The following is a 22,356-nucleotide window of genomic DNA, read 5'->3' on the forward strand; positions in this document are numbered from 1 at the left end:
TTTTATGGCAGCGACTCTAGGAGTTCGTCCATTACGCGACAAAATTCTTATCAAAAGATTAGAAGAAGAAACAAAAACTGCAGGTGGATTATTTATCCCTGACACAGCTAAAGAAAAACCACAAAAAGGTAAAGTTGTAGCCATCGGAACTGGCCGCGTGACTGATGATGGAAAAACAATTCCATTTGAAGTTAAAAAAGGCGACAGCGTACTTTTCCAAAAATATTCTGGAACAGAAATCAAACTTGAAGGCGAAGAATACATCATCATGGATGAGAGTTCTATTCTTGGCGTTCTTAACTAAATTTATAAATTAATTAATGGTAGGGCTTGCTCAGGCAAGCGCTGCAATCAGAGGAGTTTCAATGTCTAAAGAATTATTATTTCATGAAAATGCAAGAGGATCTATTCTTCGTGGTGTAAACGCACTCGCAAACGCAGTGAAAGTTACACTAGGCCCAAAGGGTCGTAACGTTGTAATCGAAAAATCTTTTGGTTCACCACTTATCACTAAGGACGGTGTTACTGTTGCTAAAGAAATCGAATTAGAAAACAAATTCGAAAACATGGGCGCGCAAATGGTAAAAGAAGTTGCTAGCAAAACAAACGATGATGCTGGTGATGGAACAACAACTGCTACGGTACTCGCTCAAGCTATTTACAGAGAAGGTGCAAAACTCGTTACTGCTGGTCACAATCCAATGTCTCTAAAAAGAGGAATGGATAAAGCTGTAGCAATCGTAGTTGAATCTCTAAAAAAACAATCTAAGCCAATCAAAGAAAAAAACGAAATCGCGCAAGTTGGAACTATCTCAGCTAACAACGACAGAGTTATCGGTGATCTTATCGCTGAAGCTATGGAAAAAGTTGGAAGAGAAGGCGTTATCACTATCGAAGAATCCAAAACTGCTGAGACAGAACTCGATGTAGTTGAAGGTATGCAATTTGATAGAGGTTATTTATCTCCATACTTCATTACAAATTCTGAAAGAATGGAAGCGGTTCTTGAAGATGCTTATGTTCTTGTTTACGACAAGAAAATCTCTTCAATGAAGGACATGCTTGGAATTCTTGAAACTGTAGCAAAACAAGGTCGTCCACTTTTAATCATCGCTGAAGATGTTGATGGTGAAGCTCTTGCAACTCTTGTTGTTAACAAATTACGCGGAACACTTCATGTATGTGCAGTAAAAGCTCCAGGATTTGGCGACAGAAGAAAAGCTATGCTTGAAGACATCGCGGTATTGACTGGCGCAACAGTTATCTCTGAAGACATGGGTAACAAACTTGAAACTACAACAGCTGAAGAGTTGGGTAGAGCGAAAAGAATCGTTATCGACAAAGACAACACTACAGTTATTGATGGCGCTGGTAAAAAAGCAGACATCTCTAATCGCGTAAAACAAATTAAAGCTCAAATCGCAGAAACTACTTCTGATTACGACACTGAAAAACTTAAAGAAAGACTAGCAAAACTTGCTGGTGGAGTAGCAGTTATTCATGTTGGAGCTCCTTCTGAAGTTGAAATGAAAGAAAAGAAAGCAAGAGTGGAAGATGCTCTTAATGCTACAAGAGCAGCTGTTGAGGAAGGAATTGTTCCTGGCGGGGGTACTGCATTGGTAAAAGCTGCTCAAGCCTTGGCAAAAGCAGATTTCTCTGATGAAGAGTTACATGGATTAAAAATTATTAAGCGCGCATGTGAAGAACCAATCAGACAAATCTCTGCTAACGCAGGTCTAGATGGTTCGATCGTTTTAGACAGAGTTCTTTCTGGCAAGACAAACGGCTGGGGTTTCAACGCATTAACTGAAGTCTACGAAGACTTAATCAAGTCTGGTGTTATTGATCCGGTTAAAGTTGTGAGATCTGCTCTTCAAAACGCGGTGAGCGTATCATCACTCATGTTAACTACTGAGACGATGATTGCTGAAGCTCCGAAGAAAGACGATGGCGGCGGCAGAATGCCTCCAGGCGGCGGAATGGGCGGCATGGACGGAATGGGAATGATGTAATTTGATTTCCAAAATAAATCGATATTAGTAAGACCCGACATGAAAATGTCGGGTTTTTTTATACTGCGATTTTTTGGAGAGTTTCTTCCTCAGCGGGAATAACAAATTTAGTTCTAGGAACAACAATCATTTTATCCCAAAGTCTTTTTCCAATTTCTGCTACAACGGGATCTGTTCCATCTGTCATGTCTTTTTTGTAGAAAGCACCTAGATTCACAAGATCTTTATCATTGAAGTTGGGCACGTTCTCTTTGAACATAACAGCACCAAATCTTTCGATCAGCTTGTCTACCCCCCGGGCATTTCTTGTAACAGCGGTCATCGCCGGTGAACTAGAAGTTAAAAATCTTCTTATTGTAAAATATAAAACCAAATCTTTTATGGACAATTTGGACTGCGTGCCTCTCCATTCTTTTGCAACAGTAGTGTTGGAAATAATAATAACTTCTGGGCCATACTTCGTAAGCTGTTCGAATTCATTGTCCGTCCAAAGTTTAAAATAAGAATCATTTTTTGTTGCATCAGCTTTGAAATCTGCCCATTTTAAAAACAAAAGAGCAATGCATTTTGAACCGTAAAAAACGCAATTGATTTCTGTTTGCCTAGTGAAATCATCAGAGTGCAGGCGTTTATTTACATCTAGTTCTTTATAGGCCTCTGACCATACTTTGTACCAGCATTCATAAGCACTATTATAGTATTCCAAGTATTTAGGATCTGGGTCAGATCCAGGCAGTGAAACGAACTTGAAGTTTTCTTCTTGAATCAAATTTGTTAAAGTACTCATTAACTACTCATCGTAAAATTAATTAAGAAATTAATAGGCTCCAACAAATAAAGTTTAATACTATTAACTAGTCTTAAAATATTTTGTATCAAGTCGATAAAGAGCCATGGCAGCTCCAGAATATTATAAGTCTATACTCAAAAAGACAGATTTTAATCCATCAGTATATCAATTGCTTTTGCATCTCTTTGTAGATGGTATAATATTAGCTGGAATATATTTTCTATTGCAGCAAGAAAAAATATTTTCTTATTTCTTGGCGCAACTTCTATGGCCAGTTTTATTCTTTAGATTCTTTGCGCTTATGCACGAGGCAGTTCATTCGTCGGTAGTTAAGAAAATTAAACTGAATAATTTTGTTGGTTATTTGGCTGGGGGCTTTTGCTTTTTACCCTACTATCCGTGGAAAAAAATGCATTTGCAGCACCACTACTGGGCAGGAAATGTAGAGAAAGATCCCGTGATGAAACTCATAAAAGATCACGATCCAAATAATAAATTAAAAAATAATTTTATAGGTTTTGCATGGAAAAGCTGGATACCGCTCTTGTCGATTCTTCAGCATACGGTTTTTTGGATAGCTGGACTAGCATTTGTAAAAGAAGCTAAGACAAGCGGAGCAAAATTAAGTTGGTTTTTGTCCTACTTAGTCCCATTTGTGACTTACTATGGGTTTTATAAAATGGGATTATTTACTTTTTCAAATGTAGGGCCAGGCATTTTAATGTATTTAATTATGGTAGAGGTGATTAACTTTCCTCATCATCTTGAACTTCCTCAAAACCGTGGAGATGAAACTCTGCCTGTATGGGAGCAGCATTTGATAAGTAGATCGTGCTCATATCCGCGATGGTTTTCTCGGTGGGTGCTTAATAATTTCAACCTACATACAGAGCATCATATCTTCCCAAAAGCTCCTTGGTATAAATTGGATCAAATTCAAAGTGAAGTAAGAATGGCATTAATGAATAAGTATAACCATTCAAACAATAATGAATGGATTCTAAAAAACAGAAGAAAAAATCTAGAACAATTGTTAATTTACAAAGTTGAAAATAAAAAATCAGACTTATCTGATACACAGAGAGAAGTGGCTTAAATAAAATCAATTCCTTCGTGGGATAAGTCAGAAAGCATGCTCTTTGCTTCACAAGTTACAATGAGACCAGTTCTTTTTCCAATATTGTTTGTGATAGGTGCTATTTTTTTAAAACGAATCTCACACAATTGAATAGGACTTGCTTTGATTTCTTTTATCATATGAGTGGGAACATCGCTCATATCATAAGTAATGGAATCATCTGAATTTTGTAAAACAGCGGTGATATGTTTTTGAATTTTTTGAGAAACTTGAGACGGTCGATAGTACAATTCACTCCAGTCAAAAGAAATAAGATCTGAAAGACTATACGTTGTTGTTTCATAAAACTTGAAGTTTCTGAAGATTTGAATGCAATCAAGATTATAAATTTCTACGATATCATCTTCAGAGATGCTATCAATTATATCTGTATTAGTTCGATACTTCATGAACTCTAAAATATTTTTTGTCATTTCTTGATTAGAAACTCGACCTTTACCTAAAATTGCATTTTGCATACCAATGATGTGTTTTTTTAAATCTGTAATGCGCGTCACAAGGGATTCTGAGTCTAAAGAATCAATTTTTTTGATTCCTTCTTCAGAGGTTGTTCTAATTGTAATATTTTGTAAAGATCCAAGGACTGCAACAATATCTATTTGAGCATAGAGTTGATTGATAAGATTTTTTCTACCATCAGATTCTAACTTAAGAACTGTATTTTCCATAGATAAACCCATTGCTAAAGGTTACTGCGCTATTTGTTTAGATAGCAGCAGATGACTTCTTTGAGAACAGACTTCTTTTCCAATAGCTTTTTTGGATAGTCTCGATTCTTTCTAGAAATTCCTTTTGGTTGATTCCGTAAATATCAACTATCTTCTTGAGTGCTTGCAATGGCGGGGAAGAAACTCCACGTTCCCAGTTTGCAATAAACTGAGAGCTATAACCCAACTTCTTAGCAACTTCCACTTGTGAAAGCTCCTTGTCGAGTCTTCTTTGTCTTAAATACTGGCCTAATTCATAAAAAGCTTGTTGATCCATGCCCCAATGTTAAATAATTCTGATTAAAAATACAATGAGGAAGACTAAATGCATAAATTTTTTATTATATTAGGCGTTTTAATGCTTATTTGCGCAGCTATTTTGTCTCAATGTGTGCCTCAGCATGGCATAAATGTACAAAATTTAATTATAAATGGCCCAAAATAACGGTAATTTATAACCGTTAAAAGAGATATTCAACCCCACCAGTGAGAGTTGTAAACTTTTGAGAAGCATCAATTGCGTCGCTGGCATCGGCGCCCCCACTGAACTTTGTAGAAAATAAAGAGAAGTCTAGGGATCCGGTAAATCGCAATTTAGTATTCTGTTGGTAGAAGCCTAGGATTGAAAATCTAGTCATGGTGTTATCGCTACTGCCGGAATCCTCTGGGCTTTCTGAAAGATCAGATTTCAGAAAGTACTGAAGTGACCCGCCCATATTCCATTTTTTATCATCAGAAACGGGGACGGTTCCTTTTAGTCCAAAGAAAAATCCAGAATACTTAGTAGATGATAATGTTATTGGAGTGCTAGAATCCACATCGAGACTGTAACTTGCAAATCCCAGAGAGAGCAAAATGCTTGGTCCAAAAAAATCATCTTGAATCATAAAGTTATAGCCGAAAGACAAAAGATAATTGGATTGGTTAATTGAAAGATCGCTCGGAGCGCCTGTACCAGGGTTGTCAACGCTCATCACACCCTGCTCAATTTGGAAATTTCCGATCCACTCAGAGGTGAACCACAGCTCTGCCATGAGTTTTACAGAAGGATAAAGATTCGTGTCTGCATTTAAAGATCCACCGCCTGTTGGTCTATTGGTGTTGTATCTCATTTGTCCAAGACCAAGACTTACGCCCACTTTACCAAATGCAGGTGGATCAGAAGGCCTCCATTCTTTTGGATTTTCTCCGAATGTCGTATTTTTTTCTAATTTGTCACGAGAAGATTCTTTGAACGCTTCATCAAGCGGACTATTTGAGTATTGAACAAAATCAATTCCAGAAATTTTTATATCCTTGTGAATAGCGCCGACGCTCTTTTCAGTTAGGATTTGTCCGAAAGAAATTGTATCATCTACTTTGTCCAATCTTATTTTTCCGAGAACTTCCTTGTCAGAACTGATAATGAAATTAAGTTTTGGATGCCTGTTGACTTTTATAAGAAGAGCTGCGGAAACCATTTGTCCGGGGGCTAATCCATTCTTCTTGCCTAAGTTGATCGTTACCAAAGCATTGTTCCTACTAAGAATCATTCCGTCGTATGGAATTTGTCTAATCACTTTCCCAAACATTTCTGAAGTTGCTGCCTTTATTTGTTTGATATCAAATGAGCTTTTTTCTTTTTGAACTTCTTTTGAAATTAATTTTCCATCAGCTTTTAAAAATAAACTAATTTGAATTGTAATTCCATCGGGACCTTTTGTTATCCTAGAGGCAACAACAGCATCGGCCTTTATATTTTGCGAAACATCTTTTACTTGTTGAGGATTGGCTTCAAGATCGTCGGGACTAATGAGCGTTCCAGCAAACTGACTGTCTACAAGTTTGAATCTAAAGTTTTTATCTATATAATTTTTTAACTCCTCCTCAACTGCGCGAGAGTAGATTCCGCCAACGTTGTCTGTTGTTGGCAAAATAGAAACACTTTTAATTGTGAGTAACTCATCGATATCGGATTTGTAGATCGCAGCAGTTTGCACTTTCTGTTCTTGTTGAGCTTGCAAATTCAATGAAAAAAACAGAGCTAAGATAATGTAAACGTTGCTACTTCTTCTGATGGTGTTTTTCATTCTTAGATTTTCACACTTTTTGATATCGAGCACAAGTCTAGGCCAGACTCGGAAAGCATGAGGCTATTATGGAGCTTGAATGTTCTTTTTCTTATATTGGTAATAGAAAAACCCAGCAATACCAATCACGAGAACCGCAATGATAACGGTGTTGATATCTTTTGCAAAATCAAGAGCAGCATCAATGTTATCGCTGAACCAATATCCTAAGTAAATCCAAACAGGGACGCTAAGAAGAGCAGCAAGTCCATCTTGAAAGAAAAATGTTTTGAATGGAACCTTCATGATCCCGGCAGTTAAAAAAATTGGAGCCCTTAATCCAGGCATAAAGCGAGCGGTGAAGCAGATTTTTTTTGCATGAGTCATGATTTGAAGTTCAGCCTTTACAATTCTTGCCTCCGTAAAAATTTTATTGAAAACAGGCCACGTAAAAACTCTTCTCCCAAACCTTTGTCCAACTAAGAAAAGAATTGTATCGCCTACGAGTACACCAAAAAATCCAACAATCATTGCGCCAGCAAAAGAAATTTTGCCTTGACCCGCCAGAAGTCCAGCTGTGATGAGGGTAATATCCTCTGGAATAGGCACTCCCATCCCGCATACGAATAATACTCCGAGGATTAGTCCATAGGCGTGAAAGCCGCTTAGAGCAGATAGAAATTCAATAATTTTATGAATAAGCGAGGACGAGTTCTCCATTTAAAATTTATAAACCATTTGGGCTTTTTTGATAAGCAGTAATATACTGATTACATGTCACAGAAAGTTTTAATCGTCGATGACGCTGCGTTCGTGCGTGAAGTACTAACTCAGATTCTACAAAAACATGGTTTTGAAGTTATAGGCGAGGCCCAGAATGGAACCGAAGCCGTAGAAATGGCTGCTTCATTAAAACCGGATTTGATCTTAATGGATATCGTAATGCCGGTAAAAAGCGGAATTCAAGCCACTGAAGAAATTTTAAAAACAAATCCTAAAATGCCGATCATCGCGTGTTCAACTGAAGGCAGTGAGGCAATGATATCAAGAGCTATCGGTGCAGGCTGTGTGGATTTTGTGGTGAAGCCTTTTCAAATTGATAATTTAATTGCGACAATAAAAAGTGCCTTAAGAAAAGATCGGGCACAAGAAAAAATAAAACAACTTTAGGTAAGGAGATTTAAAGAGATGAGTCATATTTTTTATATATTAAAAATAGCAATTGTTACTTTTTTATTTGTTCTTGTGATGCAAATTGAAGTGGGCCATAGATCAATTGAAAATCATGCAGAAGGCTTTATTAGAAAATCGAGTATTTTAGAGCCCATCAGACAAATTGCCGAAGGTGCATTTATCGCTTCCAAGAATATCTATCGTGCAAGTATTAAAACAGTAGATTCTTTTGTAACGAAACAATTTAGGGCAGAAAATTCTCCGGGTCAGAGAAAGCTTTTGGAAATCAAAAGAAGCCTTGCCTACCAAAAAGATCAGGAAAAAAAGATAGAGCAATCAGAAGAAAATGAAGAAGCAGAAGATCAATAAAGATCTTCTGTTCTTTAGTTTTTCAAATTTTATTGATCTCGAATTATCTAGTACCTTTTGTGCTAGATGAACCAGACGAAGAAGAAACATCCGGATTGGTTGAACTCACCAAACCAGCGTTAACTTTCTTAGAACAAGCACTGCCAGCAAAAACGTTACCGCTAAATAGAACTACCATCATAACAATCACAGCTTTTTTCATATAAGCCTCCATACCAGTTATTAGAGCAACGCCTATGCCATCAAAATCCAGAGCAGCATAAAAATAAAACAAGTAAAATCAATAACTTAAGTATAGGTCTCATATTGAGATTGTCTATACATTTGACACGTGAAAAACCTTATTTGTTGGCTTTTACCGGAGTCCCGTCGCTTTGTTCTGTGGGAAGCGTGTCGTTCGTAAGGGTTAGATTATTAGGAGAAGGCTTACTTGGGCAAACCGCTCCAGGTACGCTCGTGTCGCAGTCCAATTGGGCTCCCCAGTTGTTCACAGAGTAATCGGCTTCGCTATCGTTGGCGAATGCTAAGGGTCCTAATAAGAGAGCTATAAATAGAATTATCTTCATAAAGTTTCCTATAAACCTATGTTTACGCCGGCTGGAGTGATGATTTCAACCAAATTGTTAAAAGCACTCGCCACCTGAACAGCCACCGTTGGGTCGTCGTTTTTGCTATCCACTTTGGTAATAACACCTTCAGCGTTGTAACTGACAAAGATCTTTCCAACTCCTGGACGCTCTACAGTTTTGGGTTTTCCAAAGCGCTCATCGTATTCGATGTTTATAAGTCTTTTTGCTTGGTCAAAGATCTTAACGATTCTTCCTTTAACGTCGTATTCAAGTTTTACGTTCTGTCCGCTTGAATTTGAAGCAAACGTTAGATTTCCCAGTTTATCATATGTGAACTTAGTGGATCCCTTACCTTCAGACACCTCAGCAACCTTGTTCTGGTTATTGTATTTGAAGTTAATAACTTGAGAATTCACTTTCTTGGTTTTTAGCAACCCATTCGGGTAATAGGAATATTGAGTGAGTTCCTTGTCTTTTTTGATGGAAGTCGGTTTTTCAAAAATATTGTGATATTCGATGTCTGATTTCACGCCGTTGTTATCTATATGAAGCTTAGTTAAGAATACTCCAGAACCATTTGATCTTGGTTTGAACCAGAAACCATATCTACTTTTGTTTACGATTTTTCCGTCGCACTTCTTTTCAACTGTCGACCAGTAGTGATTTTTGGGATCTTCTTTTGAAAGTGTGTAATCATATTTTTCAGAACAGCTATTTCTATCAGTGAGTTCAGTGACCCAGTCTTTATCTTGGTTGTATTTTAACCCTTTTGTAGATTTATCGGCGTAAGTGATTTTGGTTACGTTATGAAGGGTGTCGTAAGAATACTTAGTCACTTCGCTTTTGCCATTTTTAGCAGAGATCAAATCATTTAATTTCTCATATTCATATTCGCAGTTCAGACCGTTTGGACCTCTGATTTGTTTGATCTTTCCATTTTGAGTATAATCAAAAGACAACCTTCTTCCAGAGCTTGTTGTCATACTTGTTAAAGTTTTTTTATTGTAATCTAATTTCAAATAGTTTTGATTCTTGTCATAAAGGTAAACCAATTGCCCTTCGGTGTTGAATCTCTCTGATGAGCCATCAGCAAGATCTCTAACGTAAAAACCTTTTTTCAATACAACTTTGTCTGTATTGGTGCCCTCACTGTAGAAGACAGTTCCGTCTTTTGCTTCTTTTTGAACTCCAAGTCTTGCAGCTTCTCTGTCTCTGTAACCAGTGTCTTCCTTTAATTTTTGTGTCAGAATTTGAATTTCACGAGCAGAGATTTTAGTATTTTCTTTTTTGATTCCAGCAATAATCTTTTGAATTCCAGCCTGTACGTCACCCTGATCAAATGACTTTGGTGCGTAAGTGATCTCTTGGCCTGCGCCACATTCCACTCTCTTCACTCTGCCATCAGCCAAAATTTCTAGAGATGTTTCAAAATTTGAACACCATCCAAAACCAAACAAACCATTGTGTAAAGTTCTTGAGTTGTATGATCTCTCAACTTTTAAATTGTATCCCGTATCAGGAATTTCTAGATCGACCCATGTTTCTGTGAAGTTGGCGTTTTGCATATCTACTAATGCAAAAGCCTGCGTCGACAAAATCATAATGAGTGTTGCAAATATATTCTTCATTTCACTATTCTCCCAATACTTAGACGTCCTTATTTATATAATACACATCTAGTAGTCATCTTGACCATTCGACCAAAGGCTAGAAGCTTAAACTTTTATTTTCACGATCTTTCTAATCATAAATCCGCCAATTGCTTGGAGAGTTAACATCAAAATCAAAAAAATAACTCCCATTGTGGTTGTGAATAAGGGCTTCACAAATCCTGGATCTACAACGGTAAAGACTATTAACAATATAAAAGGAACCATCGTGATGATAATTCCTTGAGTAACACCTTGGGCGGTAAGGGCTTCGATTTTTTTGTGGATCTTTTGTCTCTCACGCAAAACCTCAACCATGGTCGTAAATGTCTCAGCCAAATTACCGCCAGTTTCTTTTAAGATATTGATAGCGGTAACAAACATTTGTACATCGGCCACCGGAATTCTATTTCCAAAATTAGAAAGAGCTTCTTCAACGCTTAGACCAAGTTTGATTTGTGAAAGCACGAGTCCAAACTCTTGTTTGATTGGACTGGGCATATTGTCTACAACTCTTTCCATGGATTGCGTAATTCCTAGGCCTGCACGAATACCATTGGACATGATCGTTAAACCATCAACCATTTGATCTACAAGTTTGTTACATCTTTTTTCAAAAAGATAATCCACTAAATATTTAGGTGCTTGCCAGCCCGCGATGGTAACAAATCCGCCTAGAATAAATCCTGTAATCAAGTTCGGAAATACCGCGATGAATACCAAAAAACCAAGTCCAAAGCTCAAGGAAAGCATCGTCATGGTGATTTTCTTTGGATTTGTTTCCACAAACATCAATTCCAATTTATCTAAAACATATTGTCTGCTGCCTAAGCTTTTTTCGTAGAGGAAGTTTAGAATTTTATCTGAGAAGAAAAAAGAAGCGGCAAAGATGCAAATTCCCATCAAGACAATAAATACAAAGTCATTTCCGAGGAAACTCATGGTTTGCCTCCAGGAACTTTCTTGAAGGCTGCTTCATTGCTGAATAACGTTCTAGGAATTTTTAATCCTTTTCTTTCAAATTCTTCAATAAAAGTTGGGATTAGACCAGTTGCTAAGAACTGACCTAAGATTTTTCTATTTTTATCAAAACCTTCTTCTTTATATTTAAAAATTTCTTGTAATGTGACGGTTTCGCCCTGCATGCCTGCGACTTCTGTAATGCTGATCACTTTTCTTGACCCATCGGATAACCGAGAAATTTGAACAATAAGATCTACGGCGCCAGCAATTTGTTCTCGAATTGCTTTTGCAGGTAAATCCATCCCAGCCATCATACAAAGGGTCTCAAGTCTTCCGATTGCTTCGCGAGGTGAGTTGGCGTGAACAGTTGTCATCGATCCATCGTGACCAGTGTTCATTGCAGATAACATATCTAGAGCTTCGCCACCGCGACATTCACCGACTACGATTCTATCTGGTCTCATTCTCAATGAGTTTCTCACTAAATCTCTAATTGTGATAGAGCCGGTGCCCTCCATATTTGCTGGGCGAGTTTCAAGTCTTACAACGTGTTCCTGTTTCAGTTGGAGTTCGGCAGCATCCTCTACGGTAACAATTCTTTCTGTAGATGGAATAAAGCTCGACATAACATTTAACAAAGTAGTTTTACCGGAACCAGTACCACCAGAAATAATTACGTTGAGTCCGTTTTCAACACAGATTCTCATAAAGTCGATCATTGGTTCTGTCATCGAACCCCATTGCACATAATTTTCTGCAACAATAGGCTTCTTCGCAAATTTTCTGATGGTGAGCGATGGGCCGTCAATGGCGATGGGTTCGATCACGGCGTTCACGCGACTTCCATCTTTTAGTCTTGCATCCACGTATGGAGTTTTTTCGTCGATTCTTCTTCCGAGTGGTGTAACAATTCTTTCGATAACGTTTCTTAAGTGAACATTAGATGTGAAAGTTACGGGGCTAAGAGAAATTTTACCCGCTCTTTCCACAAAAATTCTATCAGCGCCATTCACCATGATTTCCGTTACAGAGTCTTCGGCTAGTAATGTTTCAAGTGGTCCAAGACCCAAAGCTTCGTCTAAAACTTCTTTGATGATTTGTGATCTATCATCGCGTGACATTCCTGGTTGCATTTTATCAACGAGTTGGGAAATTGTTTGTTGAGTCTTTGCAAAGAGTTGTCTTTCTTTTTCAACATCGCCTTTAGTTTCGGTTATGCCTTTCTTAAGGTTCATTGTGTTGATGAGCTCTCTGTGAATTTGTTCTTTAAATAAATTTCTGGGACTATTTTTTCTATCTGGCTGAGTATTACCTCCACCGCTATTTACTGATGCAGGAGCGGCTGTTATTGCCTGAGGCGATTTTATTCCTGTCGGACGATGCATTTGCTGTAAGCGATTCAAGAAGTTGTTTGAAGTCAGCTTTCTTGTGAGTTCATGATAAGCTTGTGCAATAGCAGATTGAGGTTGCGCCAATACGACGGGGTTTCCTGATTGCAATGCTGTACTAGATGCTGTGTCGTCTTGTGGAATGATTCCAATAATATTTTTTTTAAAAGTCTGTGCAAGTGCCTGAGGAGAAAGCGCCCCTGGTCCGAATTTGTTCAATGCAATTTGAAAAAGATCTGTAGGCAAAGTACTTGCGATCAATTGGTTCATTAGCTTTAGAGATTGGTTAGCAGCTAAAACTTCAGGGGTAGAAACAACGATAACCGCTGAGCTTTTTTCTAAAACTTTCATTTGTAAATCACCAATATGACAACCAAGATCTACAATGATGTAGGGAAAGATTTGTCCAAGTGCAGAAAGAGGTTTTTCCATAAGTTCAGGTTGAACGCTTAATTTTTCCATCGCAGATTTTACAGCGCCGATGAAGCCCAATCCGGAAGAGTGCTTTGTCACAAGAGTTGAAACAGTCGTTGGATTGATTTGTCCTGTGAAAGATGCAATCTCGGACATTGTTTTTAATGGTTTTAATCCAAGAATTACGTTTTGATCTCCGCAAGATTCGGCATCAAGATCGATTAACAAAACTCTGGTTTTTAATTCCTTCATAAATGCGAGCGCAAGATTTGCGGTGAAAACACTTTTCCCTACGCCGCCTTTACCACCAAGAATTGAAATAATATGAAAATTCATGTATAACTATCGGAAAGATTGTTGTTTTTTTGAAGACAAGGATAGGTCTAGTTACAGAGAAATGAAGAGTAAGCTAGCCCAAAAAGAAATCCCCGCAAAGACAAAAGTCCAGCGGGGATTGTATGGGATTGGGTTGAGAGCTCAGAATCAATTGGGCTTAACTCTGAGATAGAGTTTGAGTCTAGGTAACATTTGGTAACGGCTTCCCGTTACATAGTGTCAGTGGGGCTGACATTGTTTTTATTTTCTTCTTTGTATCTATCTATAATTCTATTTAATTTTGAAGCGGCCTCTTCTTGTGCAAGACCAAATCTCTTCTGAATGGTTCCGGCTAATCCAAGCACATTTCCTTTTGCTTCTTCAACTTCGTCGTCTGTTAGCTTTCCCCAGGTTTTTAAAATATCACCTTTAATTTCTTTCCATTTTCCTGAAACAAGATTTTCATTCATAAAATTCTCCTTCATAGTTAGTTGTCATAGCGTTATACAAATATATAAGCAAAGGCAGTGCCACGGCCAAAATGAATTCTAAATGTAAATAAACTAGAAAGGAGAATTTTACGACATTTTCTCGAGGACAAATGCCTCGGTCAAAAAGACAAAATGTCGCAAAAGACTTTAAAAGATTAAATAGAAAAAATTAAATTAGAGGTGATTCTGAATTTTCACGTTGATTTGGATTTGTTTGCATTCTTCTATACAAAGTTTTTCTGTCAATGCCCAGAATTCCTGCAATGTGTTCTTTGGTGCTCTTCATATTTTTTGCTACAAATTGAATATATGAATTAGAAATTTCTTCCAATCTCGGAAGCTCGGTTCTAGTCAATAGAGGTTGAAAAAGACTTTCAACGCTATTTTTGTTCGAAAACGTATCTTCAATTTGTGGTAATTCCTGCGAAGAAATTTCATTTCCGGTAGCAAGAACTACCGCTCTCTCAACTGCATTTTCCAATTCACGAACGTTGCCTTGCCATGGGAAATTCATCATATGATCAACTGCAGTTTTAGAGAAAATTAAATTCCTACCGTTTTCTCTACCAAACTTTCTTAAAAAGAGTTGAGCAAGCGGGAGGATGTCCTCAGGTCTTTCTCTTAAAGATGGAACAGTCATAGGAATTACATTCAATCTAAAGTACAAATCTTCTCTAAAGCTTCCATCTTCAACGGCCTTCTTTAGATCTTTATGAGTTGCAGCGAGAACGCGTGTATGAATATCAATATAGTCATTTTCACCCACACGTTTAATTTTCTTTTCTTGTAAAACTCTTAATAGCTTTGATTGTAAAGACTGACTAAGATCACCGATTTCGTCTAAGAAAAGTATTCCATCTCCGGCCTCTTCAAATAAACCAATTTTTTTATCAATTGCGCCTGTGAATGAACCTTTTGCGTGACCAAAAAGCTCAGATTCCAATAAATTTTCTGGAATGGCAGAACAATTGATAGCAATAAAAGGCTTATCCTTATATTTGCCAAGTTGGTGAATTGCTCTCGCGATAACTTCTTTGCCTGTCCCGCTCTCACCGTGGATTAAAACCGTTGCTGTGCTATCTGATACACGTCTTGCAACATCCAAGAGATTAAGCATCTTCTGGCTCTTAAAAACAAATTTTTCTAAAATATTTTTTGGCTCTGCAGAATTTCTTAAAATTTTATTTTCATCAGTGATCGTCTTGAGTCTAACGGCTCTTTGCAGAGTCAAATTCAATTGAGTGAAGTGGAGCGGTTTAACTACATAGTCATAGGCTCCGGCTTCTACAGCTTCCATTGCTGTTTCAATACTATTGTCGGCCGTCATAAGTAGAATTGGCATGTCTGGACAAACCATTCTCATCTTTTTAATAAAATCTAATCCTGACATATTAGGAAGATTTAAGTCCACGAGTGCAACCTCGTAGCAATGAGAGTTGTTTTGCTTCTCTAGAAGATCTAGAGGAATCATCGGATCCGTGAAGCCAGACACTTCGTACCCACGTGGGCCGAAATAGTGGTGCAAGAGTTCAATTAATTCAACATCGTCTTCAATGATTAGTAATTTAATTTTTTTCTTTTGCATACAGTATATATACAGAAGATAAAATGCCCATGTCCAATTATTCCTTGGTATGTTACTGACTCTTAACATCTAAAATTTTTTTGGTTTTTTAATATAATTGTCAGCAATATCAGAACGTTAAGGTCTAACTGCTCTAAAAATTTGTGAAGAAATCTTCACGATCATATATTTTGCGGGGCACATTTACCCTTAAAAAAACCTTAATGCCTCGATTGATTTCTTCAAATCAAATTAAATCAAGTTAGATGCGAAAAATAACTGGCCTGCGAGTTGCTTTATTAAGTTTGCAAACAACAACAGGAGAAAAAAATATGAAACAAACAACGACAGAAATGAAGTCAGATTTTAAATCTAAAGCTAACAGTGCAGGTAAGAATGCTAAGAGCACGGTAGAGAATGCTCTGGAAACGGCTCCAGAAGTTTTGGCTACAGTTACAGAATTTGGAAAAAACGTTTTGGATAGTATGAGTGGCTCAAAAGAAAAAATACTTCAAACTGTAACAACTTCCTACAATTCTCTGAATAAAACAATTAAAGAGAAGCCTTGGACATTTGTTGGTGGCGCAGCAGTTGTAGGATTTGTTGCCGGCTTCTTACTCGGCAGAAATAGATCACCAGAATCTTCTATTCGATCAGGAATAATGTCTGGTGTAGACAAAATCAAAAGCGAAATTGAAAAGAACATAGATAAAGTAAGCGAACGCTTACAATAACAACAAAGGAGTAACTTATGTTAAGAGCAGCAATTGCCTTCTTCGTATTAGCATTAATCTCAATTATTTTGGGAGCTAATAACTTAGCAGGATTATCAATGGAGATTGGAAAAATATTATTATTCGTATTCTTGGCTTTGGCAGTTATCAGTTTCGTAGTGAGCCTTCTAACTGGCCGCTCGAGACCATTGCCCTAGAGTACTAGAGTATAATTATAATCGGAATAATAAAACCAAGAGCGAAAGTTCTTGGTTAAACAGAGTAACAGAACAGAATTCAAGGAGTATAAAATGAAAACATTATTAACGACAATTTTTTTAGCCGCATCTTTAATTATGACAGGTGTGTCTCTGAAATCTTTCGCCGAGACGACGACAACCGAAAAAGTGCAAGAGGTAGGTCAAGACACAGCAAAGGTTGCAAAAAAAGGTGTTAGAGCAACTAAAGATGCCGTTTGTATGAAGGGCGATGTTGAGTGCGCTGCTCAAAAAGCTAAACACAAAGTGCAAAATGCCGGCGATGAAATCGGTGATAAAGCTGACGATGTTAAGAAAAAAGTAAACTAATAAAATCAAATCAAATCAATTAAAGATCAGAGGGAATATTTCCCTCTGATCTTTTGAAGGAAGCAAAATGAAAAAACTATTAACGACCTCAATGGTTCTACTCACATTCTCAGTCATAGGGCAGAAGGCTTCTGCACAAGACAGTGTTGATAGTGGTGGATTATTTTTAGAACCCGCTGTGACTTATGAAATGGGTAAAGGTGAAATGGATTTCGGAGCTGCAGGAAAACCTGATGGTGATCTTGAAGGCTTTGGCGTAGGATTGAGATTTGGCGGACATGTGTCTGATATTTTCTTTCTTGCCTTAGACGCTAACTATTCTGAGCCAGAATTTACAGATGAAAATGGTGACTTTGACTATGATCTTAAATCTTGGACGGCAGGTCTTACGGTAGGCCTACAAACTCCAGTTGTTGGTTTAAGAGTATGGGGCGGATACATTCCATTCGGAGAAATTGAACTTGATGGACGTGGTTCGAATCAATCTAACGTTACTTACAAGGATCCAGACATGTGGAAACTTGGTGCAGGTTTTAGAGTAGGTATAGTGAGCCTGAATTTAGAATATCTCACTGGGACTTATGAAAAATTAAATATTAGAAACGCGGGCCCAATTACAGGAACTTACAGTCAGGAAGCTGATCGTGAATCTTGGATTGCTAGCGTTAGCTTTCCACTCGCACTTTAATAAATTGAGGACTGTCAGCCATGATGGGTGACAGTCTCTACTCGCGAAGTCTAAATTTCGCTTTGATCTTTTCGGATCCGGCAGAAGCTGAGTTCTTAATCACCGGAGTAACAAATACTACAAATTGCGATTGGTTACGGGTAAAGCCTTTAGAGGTATAAAGTGAAATCAATGGATTTGTACTCGCATCCTTTGGAAGTTTATTATAATTGGTCATGCTAGAGTTACTCACAAGACCGCCAATTGCTGCACTCTGCGTAGATCTCACGGCCACGGCTGTTTGTAGAGAATTTTCCGCGGTTGTGGGTTCACCTTTAGAGTTTGTTCCTACAAGTGAACTGATCTTAAAGTTAATAGACAAGTTTATGGCATCCGAATTTGGATTTGGAATTGTAGGCGTAATATCAGAAATGATACCAACGTCTGCAAATCTTGTTTCTCCAAGTCCTTGTGGGCCCGAAGTAGAATATGGGACTTTGCTGATAGATTGGATCTTACCAGTTTGACCTTCTTGTACGATGATACTCGTGCTTTGAAGAATTCTGGCGTGTCCGTGTTCTTTGGCCCAATTTAATTTTGGCAATAAGTTACTAACGATACCGGAGATGGATGAAATTACGCCACCTGGTGCTCTGTTACCAGTTTGAAATTCTAATTTACCACCGTCTGCGATATCAGGCGTGAATTGAAATCTGAAAGATCTATTGTAGTCTTTGTTTAACTCCACATAATGCACAATCATTTGCACAATTTTCTTTGGAGGGGCCTCTCCTGGTGGTTTGATATCGATCAAATTGATTACCGGAGTTGCCCTTTGAGTTTTTAAGTCTCCAGATTTTTCAGCCGCACCAACTACATAGTCGGGAACATAGGTTTGCGCGATAACATAGGCTCTGTCCTTTTCTTCCTTAGAGTTTGCCATACCTTCAAGAATGAATTTTCCATTCACCGCGCGACATGTGATCTCTGGATTGTTGACATCTTTTTCGATAATTTCAGAAATTTTCTTTTGCGCAATAGGGGAGAGGGTAACAATCGCCGAAGCTTGTTCACCATATTGTCCAACAACGCTCATGATTCTATTCATATCTCTTGGTAATAAAATTTCGCCATCAACGACAACTTTGTTATTGATGATTTTAATGGAAATTCCTTCGATTTCTCCAAGTAGGGTTTTGATTTCACGAGCCACGTTTTCAAGACGGCTTTTTTTAACGGTGATCACGTATTCTTGGATCACGCGGCCTCTAGTGTCCATAACAGTCAAGGTACTAACACCTTCTGTTGTAGGTTCAAATCTTAGAGTTTTTGTTTCTTGAGATAAGGAAAGCTTTGTCGTTTTTTTGAAGTCGCCTTTGAATATGGGACCTTCTGGTACATACGCCATTTTTTCATCGAAGGTCAGACCCACGGTGAGGTTGATGAATTTCTTTGGAGATTTTTCCTGAGCCTGGGCTCCAGGAATTACCAATGAAATCAATAAGACTATTTCCGATAATTTTTTAAAGTAAACTCTGTATTTCATTAGTTAACCTCTATGAATTGACCCTTGCGCTTTGGAGGGAGCGAAGAGGGCTGTCTTGGTTTTACCGGAGCAACAACAGGCGCTGGTACTTGCGCGAGCGGTTCCATAGTTCTTAGAAACTGTGGATTAGATCTTCCTAATATAGAGTTTGCATCTGCTCCCGCAACTGGAGTGACGATCCTATCGTTAGGATTTCTTAGAGTAAAAAAGATGCTTCCTGGAGAAGATGTCATTAGATAAACTAGATTTTGAGCTTCCTGTGGAGAAGCTTCTACCGTAATTGTTTGGAAGGATGTATCTCCGTTTAAATTTCTATAAACAGCCTCATTATTAAAATTATTTTTTTCTAATAATCTAGGAATATTATTAGTGATCTTTGGACCCGTCGCCAAAATCACCACATCTTGCATCAGAGTTCTTACTTCGCTCTCTTTATTTGCGCCTCTTCCAATCTCAACGCTTGCTAAGATATCGATGCGATCACCTGGTTGTACAAGTTTTGAAACGCTTCTGGCTTCATCAATTTGAATAGATACAGCTCTTTTACCGGGAGCTACCTGACTCGATAAACCTGTGTTCGCGCCTAAGCTTAAAAGTTTAGTGTTAAGAATTTGTTCACCTTTTTTAAATGGAGCAGCCGCAACTTTGTTAATTGCTAAATCTGGATCTTCCACAGCTCCTGGTTGAATGAAGTCCACGGGAACTTCTTGATATTCAATCATCGTTTCATCGATTGTGCTCATCTCTAAAATATCTTTAGCAGCGATAAGAACTCGCTTAGATGTTCCATAACGTTTATCGTATTCCGCTTTCTTTTCTTGCGAATAACTATAAATTAAGAACATAGCGAAAACGCCAAGTCCGATGGATATCCATAATGTTCTCGTTGGATTTGGATTCATTGTTCATCCCCACAATCGTAATTTAGGCAAATGCCGTATAAAACTTTAATATGGACCGGATTAACTCCAGTCGTTTCTCTTTTATTATCTAATTTATTCATCATCTCCACAGTGAGTTTACTTCTCTCTGTACTTGAAGCCACTTCGCGACCTTGTGAAAGTGTTCGCGGAGTGGAATCCCATTGATTTCCCGTAGGCTCTTTTTCTGAAACTATACCGTGAGCTCTTACTCCGTATTTAAAAGTGTGATCTTTATCTGCAGTTACTGTATCTCTAAAATAAGTTACGTTTGTTCTATTTCTAAAAGTTTCAAAGGCATATGCTCTAGCTGAAATAGAACTTAAAATTCCTGTATGAATGACGCCAAATGTACCTACACAATAAGTCATGAAGACTACAAATATAGAAAGCAGAAGAGCAGACTCTAGAGTTGCAATTCCTTTTTCATTATTCAAATGTTCAGTCTTCATTACATTTTTCACTCAACACCCATTATCATCAAAGGAAACATAAGCCGTGGGATTTACTGTTCCAGCGCTATATGGTCCTAAGTTCAATATCTCTTTAAATCGTCTATTTACCATTTCCATACACTCTTCCGTCGAAGACTCTCTCCCCAAAAAAGAGGTCACAAAAGTTTCATAAGGATTATCACCCTTGGTTGATCCGAAGAGAGGAATTTGTAATTCCAAAAGACCAACTACAATTTTTGTCCTAACCCCTTCAAGGATATCGCGCTCATCCGTTGCATCGTATTCTTTTCTCGAATCCCCAACCTCATCTAAAGTTACGTTGAACCAATCCTTCTTGAGTAATTTTTGGTAAGAGCCCGTTGCGGAAAGTTCTTTAAATTTTTTCTCCGCAGCTTTTTTTTGCTCGGCCTGGCTAATGTGCCCAGCAAAGTACGCTCGAGAGCTACTAAAAGTCAGATACTGCACACTCTCGATTATCGAAAGCGAGAATGAAAATACACCAAGTAGCAATGTCATAGATAGCACGAGCACCAGTGCGAAAATAAAATCCAATGCAATGGCTCCTGATTGGTTTTTTATCATTCGCCATCTCCCTTAAAGCTTCGGTGTCTAGAGAGTAGTCCAGGGTGTTGGGCTCTGGTTTTTTTAGGCTCTCCCCAAACTCCTGTTTCGATCATTCCGGCTACAAGCTGCCAAGGTTTTTGTACAAAGTTACCAACTGCATTTGTGGAGATTAGTAAGTTTCTTGCTCCTAAGAACGCTCCAAGTACAACCACCATAAGGAGTATGTACTCAATTGCGACTTGGCCTGATTCGTTGTTGATGTGGGTGAGCTTCATAGTGCTCTCCCATAACCTGTGTACAAAACATACGTGAACCATCCAGCGAGCAGCGCTACAGTGAATGGAATTTGATGTAATGTGTGCGGTTCTGGTTTTTGTAATTTTACGATTTTTATAAAATTACTCCACAGCACATTGCCTTGTTTGTTAAAGATAGCTCTTACAACTCCCAAAACACTTCCCCAAACTAGTGAGGCAATAAAAGTAAATATCACAGCATCCACATTTGTCGAAAATCCAAATACAGCAAATATTTTTAAGTCACCACTACTCATGGCTCTCATGAGATACATTGGTAAAGTTAAAACGATCGCCATACCTAAACCTGTAAATCCTTCGAAAAGAATTTCTTTGTGGCCAAAGGCAAGATGATAACCAAGCACTACAAGAAAACTGATTACAACAAACCAGTTGAGTATTTTCTTGTACTTTATGTCTGTTAGGCACGCGGCCAATAACAAAGCAGTTGGCATCATTTCTTCCCCATTATGGTTTTATAGCCCATGGAATAGCATTCGGAGATTCTTGAGTTCTACTTGCGAATCCGGAACCAGTTTCAAGATGCTTTTCGATTCTCAGGCCCAAGCGTGGACCTGATTTTTCAAATGATTGCGCGGGAGTTTTAAAAATCCCCACAACAACCACCATAAAAAGCGTCAATAAAATTACAAGTTCCGTAGTCATAAAATCCTCTGGATCCTTTTACTGATCAGGTTATTTCGAAGTTACAGAGTTGATATCACCTTGTAAGGCATCAACTTTTGCACTCACGATGGATTTAATTTTTGGTCCAAACATAAGCACTAATCCAACGATCACCACCAAAAGCAAAATGTATTCAGTAGCGCCTTGACCAGATTCACTTTTGCGTAAACGCTTAGAGAAATTAATTAGTTTTTTCATAGATGTATCCTCCCTTTAAATTCAATTTACATACTATTTCCCATCTAATTTATCGGAATAAGACATTGATTTCTTAAACTTTAAGCCCACTTAACTAGACCTTAGTAAAAAAGCTGCAAAGGTGAGCCGCACC

The 22,356-nt window shown here is 38.0% G+C and carries 29 protein-coding genes; 9 read left to right on the forward strand and 20 right to left on the reverse strand.

The window, feature by feature from the left end:
- Positions 1-4: 4 nt before the first annotated feature.
- Both groES and groL read left to right on the forward strand, forming a co-directional pair.
- On the forward strand, positions 5-304 hold the full coding sequence (gene groES / locus V4596_05210; protein ID MES2768527.1) for a co-chaperone GroES: 300 nt from the start codon (positions 5-7) through the stop codon (positions 302-304).
- Positions 305-365: 61 nt separating this feature from the next.
- Complete coding sequence (groL, locus tag V4596_05215; GenBank protein ID MES2768528.1) at positions 366-2,012, forward strand: chaperonin GroEL; 1,647 nt, start codon at positions 366-368, stop codon at positions 2,010-2,012.
- 58 nt (positions 2,013-2,070) lie between these two features.
- Here groL and V4596_05220 read toward each other — a convergent pair whose 3' ends face one another.
- Entirely contained in the window at positions 2,071-2,799 is a 729-nt protein-coding gene (locus V4596_05220; protein ID MES2768529.1) for a hypothetical protein, read from the reverse strand.
- A 106-nt stretch (positions 2,800-2,905) separates the two neighbouring features.
- On the opposite strand from V4596_05220, the gene V4596_05225 reads away from it, so the two are divergent.
- Entirely contained in the window at positions 2,906-3,898 is a 993-nt protein-coding gene (locus V4596_05225) for a fatty acid desaturase (GenBank protein MES2768530.1), read from the forward strand.
- Here the strand turns inward: V4596_05225 and V4596_05230 are convergent.
- The 4 genes from V4596_05230 to V4596_05245 all read right to left on the reverse strand — a co-directional run bounded on the left by V4596_05230 (position 3,895) and on the right by V4596_05245 (position 7,310).
- Entirely contained in the window at positions 3,895-4,608 is a 714-nt protein-coding gene (locus V4596_05230; GenBank protein ID MES2768531.1) for a hypothetical protein, read from the reverse strand. The two genes, V4596_05225 and V4596_05230, sit on opposite strands and share 4 nt — an antisense overlap.
- A gap of 37 nt (positions 4,609-4,645) precedes the next feature.
- A complete protein-coding gene (locus V4596_05235) occupies positions 4,646-4,924 on the reverse strand; it encodes a helix-turn-helix transcriptional regulator (protein ID MES2768532.1) in 279 nt (92 codons plus the stop codon).
- A gap of 184 nt (positions 4,925-5,108) precedes the next feature.
- Positions 5,109-6,716 carry a hypothetical protein gene (locus V4596_05240; protein MES2768533.1) on the reverse strand — a complete coding sequence of 536 codons (1,608 nt, stop codon included), beginning with the start codon at positions 6,714-6,716 and terminating at the stop codon, positions 5,109-5,111.
- A 66-nt stretch (positions 6,717-6,782) separates the two neighbouring features.
- Positions 6,783-7,310: a DedA family protein gene (locus V4596_05245; protein MES2768534.1), complete on the reverse strand. Its 528-nt coding sequence runs from the start codon at positions 7,308-7,310 to the stop codon at positions 6,783-6,785.
- Positions 7,311-7,469: 159 nt separating this feature from the next.
- Here V4596_05245 and V4596_05250 point away from each other — a divergent pair, with 159 nt between their 5' ends.
- Positions 7,470-7,865, forward strand: a complete 396-nt coding sequence (locus tag V4596_05250) for a response regulator (protein MES2768535.1) — start codon at positions 7,470-7,472, stop codon at positions 7,863-7,865.
- An 18-nt stretch (positions 7,866-7,883) separates the two neighbouring features.
- Positions 7,884-8,237: a hypothetical protein gene (locus V4596_05255; protein ID MES2768536.1), complete on the forward strand. Its 354-nt coding sequence runs from the start codon at positions 7,884-7,886 to the stop codon at positions 8,235-8,237.
- A 43-nt stretch (positions 8,238-8,280) separates the two neighbouring features.
- On the opposite strand, the gene V4596_05260 is transcribed toward V4596_05255, so the two are convergent.
- The 7 genes from V4596_05260 to V4596_05290 form a co-directional block, all read right to left on the reverse strand.
- Positions 8,281-8,439 carry a hypothetical protein gene (locus V4596_05260; protein ID MES2768537.1) on the reverse strand — a complete coding sequence of 53 codons (159 nt, stop codon included), beginning with the start codon at positions 8,437-8,439 and terminating at the stop codon, positions 8,281-8,283.
- A gap of 139 nt (positions 8,440-8,578) precedes the next feature.
- On the reverse strand, positions 8,579-8,803 hold the full coding sequence (locus V4596_05265; GenBank protein ID MES2768538.1) for a hypothetical protein: 225 nt from the start codon (positions 8,801-8,803) through the stop codon (positions 8,579-8,581).
- An 8-nt stretch (positions 8,804-8,811) separates the two neighbouring features.
- Positions 8,812-10,434: a DUF6531 domain-containing protein gene (locus tag V4596_05270; protein ID MES2768539.1), complete on the reverse strand. Its 1,623-nt coding sequence runs from the start codon at positions 10,432-10,434 to the stop codon at positions 8,812-8,814.
- 87 nt (positions 10,435-10,521) lie between these two features.
- A complete protein-coding gene (locus V4596_05275; protein MES2768540.1) occupies positions 10,522-11,397 on the reverse strand; it encodes a type II secretion system F family protein in 876 nt (291 codons plus the stop codon).
- The gene (locus tag V4596_05280) at positions 11,394-13,556 is read right to left on the reverse strand and encodes an ATPase, T2SS/T4P/T4SS family (protein MES2768541.1); all 2,163 of its coding nucleotides are present in this window, start codon (positions 13,554-13,556) and stop codon (positions 11,394-11,396) included. Before V4596_05280 ends, V4596_05275 begins: the two co-directional genes overlap by 4 nt.
- A gap of 209 nt (positions 13,557-13,765) precedes the next feature.
- Entirely contained in the window at positions 13,766-14,005 is a 240-nt protein-coding gene (locus V4596_05285) for a CsbD family protein (protein MES2768542.1), read from the reverse strand.
- Between the two features lie 190 nt (positions 14,006-14,195).
- Complete coding sequence (locus tag V4596_05290) at positions 14,196-15,611, reverse strand: sigma-54 dependent transcriptional regulator (protein ID MES2768543.1); 1,416 nt, start codon at positions 15,609-15,611, stop codon at positions 14,196-14,198.
- Between the two features lie 311 nt (positions 15,612-15,922).
- Between V4596_05290 and V4596_05295 the strand changes: the two genes are divergently transcribed.
- From V4596_05295 to V4596_05310, 4 genes are all read left to right on the forward strand, one after another.
- Positions 15,923-16,324 carry a hypothetical protein gene (locus V4596_05295; GenBank protein ID MES2768544.1) on the forward strand — a complete coding sequence of 134 codons (402 nt, stop codon included), beginning with the start codon at positions 15,923-15,925 and terminating at the stop codon, positions 16,322-16,324.
- 17 nt (positions 16,325-16,341) lie between these two features.
- Positions 16,342-16,521, forward strand: a complete 180-nt coding sequence (locus V4596_05300) for a DUF1328 domain-containing protein (GenBank protein ID MES2768545.1) — start codon at positions 16,342-16,344, stop codon at positions 16,519-16,521.
- A gap of 93 nt (positions 16,522-16,614) precedes the next feature.
- Entirely contained in the window at positions 16,615-16,890 is a 276-nt protein-coding gene (locus tag V4596_05305) for a hypothetical protein (protein MES2768546.1), read from the forward strand.
- Positions 16,891-16,957: 67 nt separating this feature from the next.
- The gene (locus V4596_05310) at positions 16,958-17,578 is read left to right on the forward strand and encodes a hypothetical protein (GenBank protein MES2768547.1); all 621 of its coding nucleotides are present in this window, start codon (positions 16,958-16,960) and stop codon (positions 17,576-17,578) included.
- Positions 17,579-17,615: 37 nt separating this feature from the next.
- On the opposite strand, the gene V4596_05315 is transcribed toward V4596_05310, so the two are convergent.
- The 8 genes from V4596_05315 to V4596_05350 are packed head-to-tail and all read right to left on the reverse strand — an operon-like array spanning position 17,616 to position 22,223.
- A complete protein-coding gene (locus V4596_05315; protein MES2768548.1) occupies positions 17,616-19,103 on the reverse strand; it encodes a pilus assembly protein in 1,488 nt (495 codons plus the stop codon).
- Positions 19,103-20,005, reverse strand: coding sequence for a Flp pilus assembly protein CpaB (gene cpaB / locus V4596_05320; GenBank protein MES2768549.1), 903 nt, complete (start codon positions 20,003-20,005; stop codon positions 19,103-19,105). The genes V4596_05315 and cpaB overlap by 1 nt, the downstream gene beginning before the upstream one ends.
- Positions 20,002-20,487: a hypothetical protein gene (locus V4596_05325; protein MES2768550.1), complete on the reverse strand. Its 486-nt coding sequence runs from the start codon at positions 20,485-20,487 to the stop codon at positions 20,002-20,004. Before V4596_05325 ends, cpaB begins: the two co-directional genes overlap by 4 nt.
- Positions 20,488-21,060: a hypothetical protein gene (locus V4596_05330; protein MES2768551.1), complete on the reverse strand. Its 573-nt coding sequence runs from the start codon at positions 21,058-21,060 to the stop codon at positions 20,488-20,490.
- Positions 21,057-21,317, reverse strand: coding sequence for a hypothetical protein (locus tag V4596_05335; protein MES2768552.1), 261 nt, complete (start codon positions 21,315-21,317; stop codon positions 21,057-21,059). Before V4596_05335 ends, V4596_05330 begins: the two co-directional genes overlap by 4 nt.
- A complete protein-coding gene (locus V4596_05340; GenBank protein ID MES2768553.1) occupies positions 21,314-21,796 on the reverse strand; it encodes a prepilin peptidase in 483 nt (160 codons plus the stop codon). The genes V4596_05335 and V4596_05340 overlap by 4 nt, the downstream gene beginning before the upstream one ends.
- A 10-nt stretch (positions 21,797-21,806) precedes the next feature.
- Positions 21,807-22,004, reverse strand: coding sequence for a hypothetical protein (locus tag V4596_05345; protein MES2768554.1), 198 nt, complete (start codon positions 22,002-22,004; stop codon positions 21,807-21,809).
- Between the two features lie 30 nt (positions 22,005-22,034).
- Positions 22,035-22,223 carry a hypothetical protein gene (locus V4596_05350; GenBank protein ID MES2768555.1) on the reverse strand — a complete coding sequence of 63 codons (189 nt, stop codon included), beginning with the start codon at positions 22,221-22,223 and terminating at the stop codon, positions 22,035-22,037.
- Positions 22,224-22,356 lie beyond the last annotated feature (133 nt).

Source organism: Bdellovibrionota bacterium (genome assembly GCA_040386775.1).
Lineage (GTDB): Bacteria > Bdellovibrionota > Bdellovibrionia > Bdellovibrionales > JAEYZS01 > JAEYZS01.

What these genes read in the sequence shown, in the direction of transcription:
- groES (MES2768527.1), top strand. Translation starts at nt 5, where the DNA reads ATGGCAGCGACTCTAGGAGTTCGTCCATTACGCGACAAAATTCTTATC.
- groL (MES2768528.1), top strand. Translation starts at nt 366, where the DNA reads ATGTCTAAAGAATTATTATTTCATGAAAATGCAAGAGGATCTATTCTT.
- V4596_05220 (MES2768529.1), bottom strand. Translation starts at nt 2,799, where the DNA reads ATGAGTACTTTAACAAATTTGATTCAAGAAGAAAACTTCAAGTTCGTT.
- V4596_05225 (MES2768530.1), top strand. Translation starts at nt 2,906, where the DNA reads ATGGCAGCTCCAGAATATTATAAGTCTATACTCAAAAAGACAGATTTT.
- V4596_05230 (MES2768531.1), bottom strand. Translation starts at nt 4,608, where the DNA reads ATGGAAAATACAGTTCTTAAGTTAGAATCTGATGGTAGAAAAAATCTT.
- V4596_05235 (MES2768532.1), bottom strand. Translation starts at nt 4,924, where the DNA reads ATGGATCAACAAGCTTTTTATGAATTAGGCCAGTATTTAAGACAAAGA.
- V4596_05240 (MES2768533.1), bottom strand. Translation starts at nt 6,716, where the DNA reads ATGAAAAACACCATCAGAAGAAGTAGCAACGTTTACATTATCTTAGCT.
- V4596_05245 (MES2768534.1), bottom strand. Translation starts at nt 7,310, where the DNA reads ATGGGAGTGCCTATTCCAGAGGATATTACCCTCATCACAGCTGGACTT.
- V4596_05250 (MES2768535.1), top strand. Translation starts at nt 7,470, where the DNA reads ATGTCACAGAAAGTTTTAATCGTCGATGACGCTGCGTTCGTGCGTGAA.
- V4596_05255 (MES2768536.1), top strand. Translation starts at nt 7,884, where the DNA reads ATGAGTCATATTTTTTATATATTAAAAATAGCAATTGTTACTTTTTTA.
- V4596_05260 (MES2768537.1), bottom strand. Translation starts at nt 8,439, where the DNA reads ATGAAAAAAGCTGTGATTGTTATGATGGTAGTTCTATTTAGCGGTAAC.
- V4596_05265 (MES2768538.1), bottom strand. Translation starts at nt 8,803, where the DNA reads ATGAAGATAATTCTATTTATAGCTCTCTTATTAGGACCCTTAGCATTC.
- V4596_05270 (MES2768539.1), bottom strand. Translation starts at nt 10,434, where the DNA reads ATGAAGAATATATTTGCAACACTCATTATGATTTTGTCGACGCAGGCT.
- V4596_05275 (MES2768540.1), bottom strand. Translation starts at nt 11,397, where the DNA reads ATGAGTTTCCTCGGAAATGACTTTGTATTTATTGTCTTGATGGGAATT.
- V4596_05280 (MES2768541.1), bottom strand. Translation starts at nt 13,556, where the DNA reads ATGAATTTTCATATTATTTCAATTCTTGGTGGTAAAGGCGGCGTAGGG.
- V4596_05285 (MES2768542.1), bottom strand. Translation starts at nt 14,005, where the DNA reads ATGAATGAAAATCTTGTTTCAGGAAAATGGAAAGAAATTAAAGGTGAT.
- V4596_05290 (MES2768543.1), bottom strand. Translation starts at nt 15,611, where the DNA reads ATGCAAAAGAAAAAAATTAAATTACTAATCATTGAAGACGATGTTGAA.
- V4596_05295 (MES2768544.1), top strand. Translation starts at nt 15,923, where the DNA reads ATGAAACAAACAACGACAGAAATGAAGTCAGATTTTAAATCTAAAGCT.
- V4596_05300 (MES2768545.1), top strand. Translation starts at nt 16,342, where the DNA reads ATGTTAAGAGCAGCAATTGCCTTCTTCGTATTAGCATTAATCTCAATT.
- V4596_05305 (MES2768546.1), top strand. Translation starts at nt 16,615, where the DNA reads ATGAAAACATTATTAACGACAATTTTTTTAGCCGCATCTTTAATTATG.
- V4596_05310 (MES2768547.1), top strand. Translation starts at nt 16,958, where the DNA reads ATGAAAAAACTATTAACGACCTCAATGGTTCTACTCACATTCTCAGTC.
- V4596_05315 (MES2768548.1), bottom strand. Translation starts at nt 19,103, where the DNA reads ATGAAATACAGAGTTTACTTTAAAAAATTATCGGAAATAGTCTTATTG.
- cpaB (MES2768549.1), bottom strand. Translation starts at nt 20,005, where the DNA reads ATGAATCCAAATCCAACGAGAACATTATGGATATCCATCGGACTTGGC.
- V4596_05330 (MES2768551.1), bottom strand. Translation starts at nt 21,060, where the DNA reads ATGATAAAAAACCAATCAGGAGCCATTGCATTGGATTTTATTTTCGCA.
- V4596_05335 (MES2768552.1), bottom strand. Translation starts at nt 21,317, where the DNA reads ATGAAGCTCACCCACATCAACAACGAATCAGGCCAAGTCGCAATTGAG.
- V4596_05340 (MES2768553.1), bottom strand. Translation starts at nt 21,796, where the DNA reads ATGATGCCAACTGCTTTGTTATTGGCCGCGTGCCTAACAGACATAAAG.
- V4596_05345 (MES2768554.1), bottom strand. Translation starts at nt 22,004, where the DNA reads ATGACTACGGAACTTGTAATTTTATTGACGCTTTTTATGGTGGTTGTT.
- V4596_05350 (MES2768555.1), bottom strand. Translation starts at nt 22,223, where the DNA reads ATGAAAAAACTAATTAATTTCTCTAAGCGTTTACGCAAAAGTGAATCT.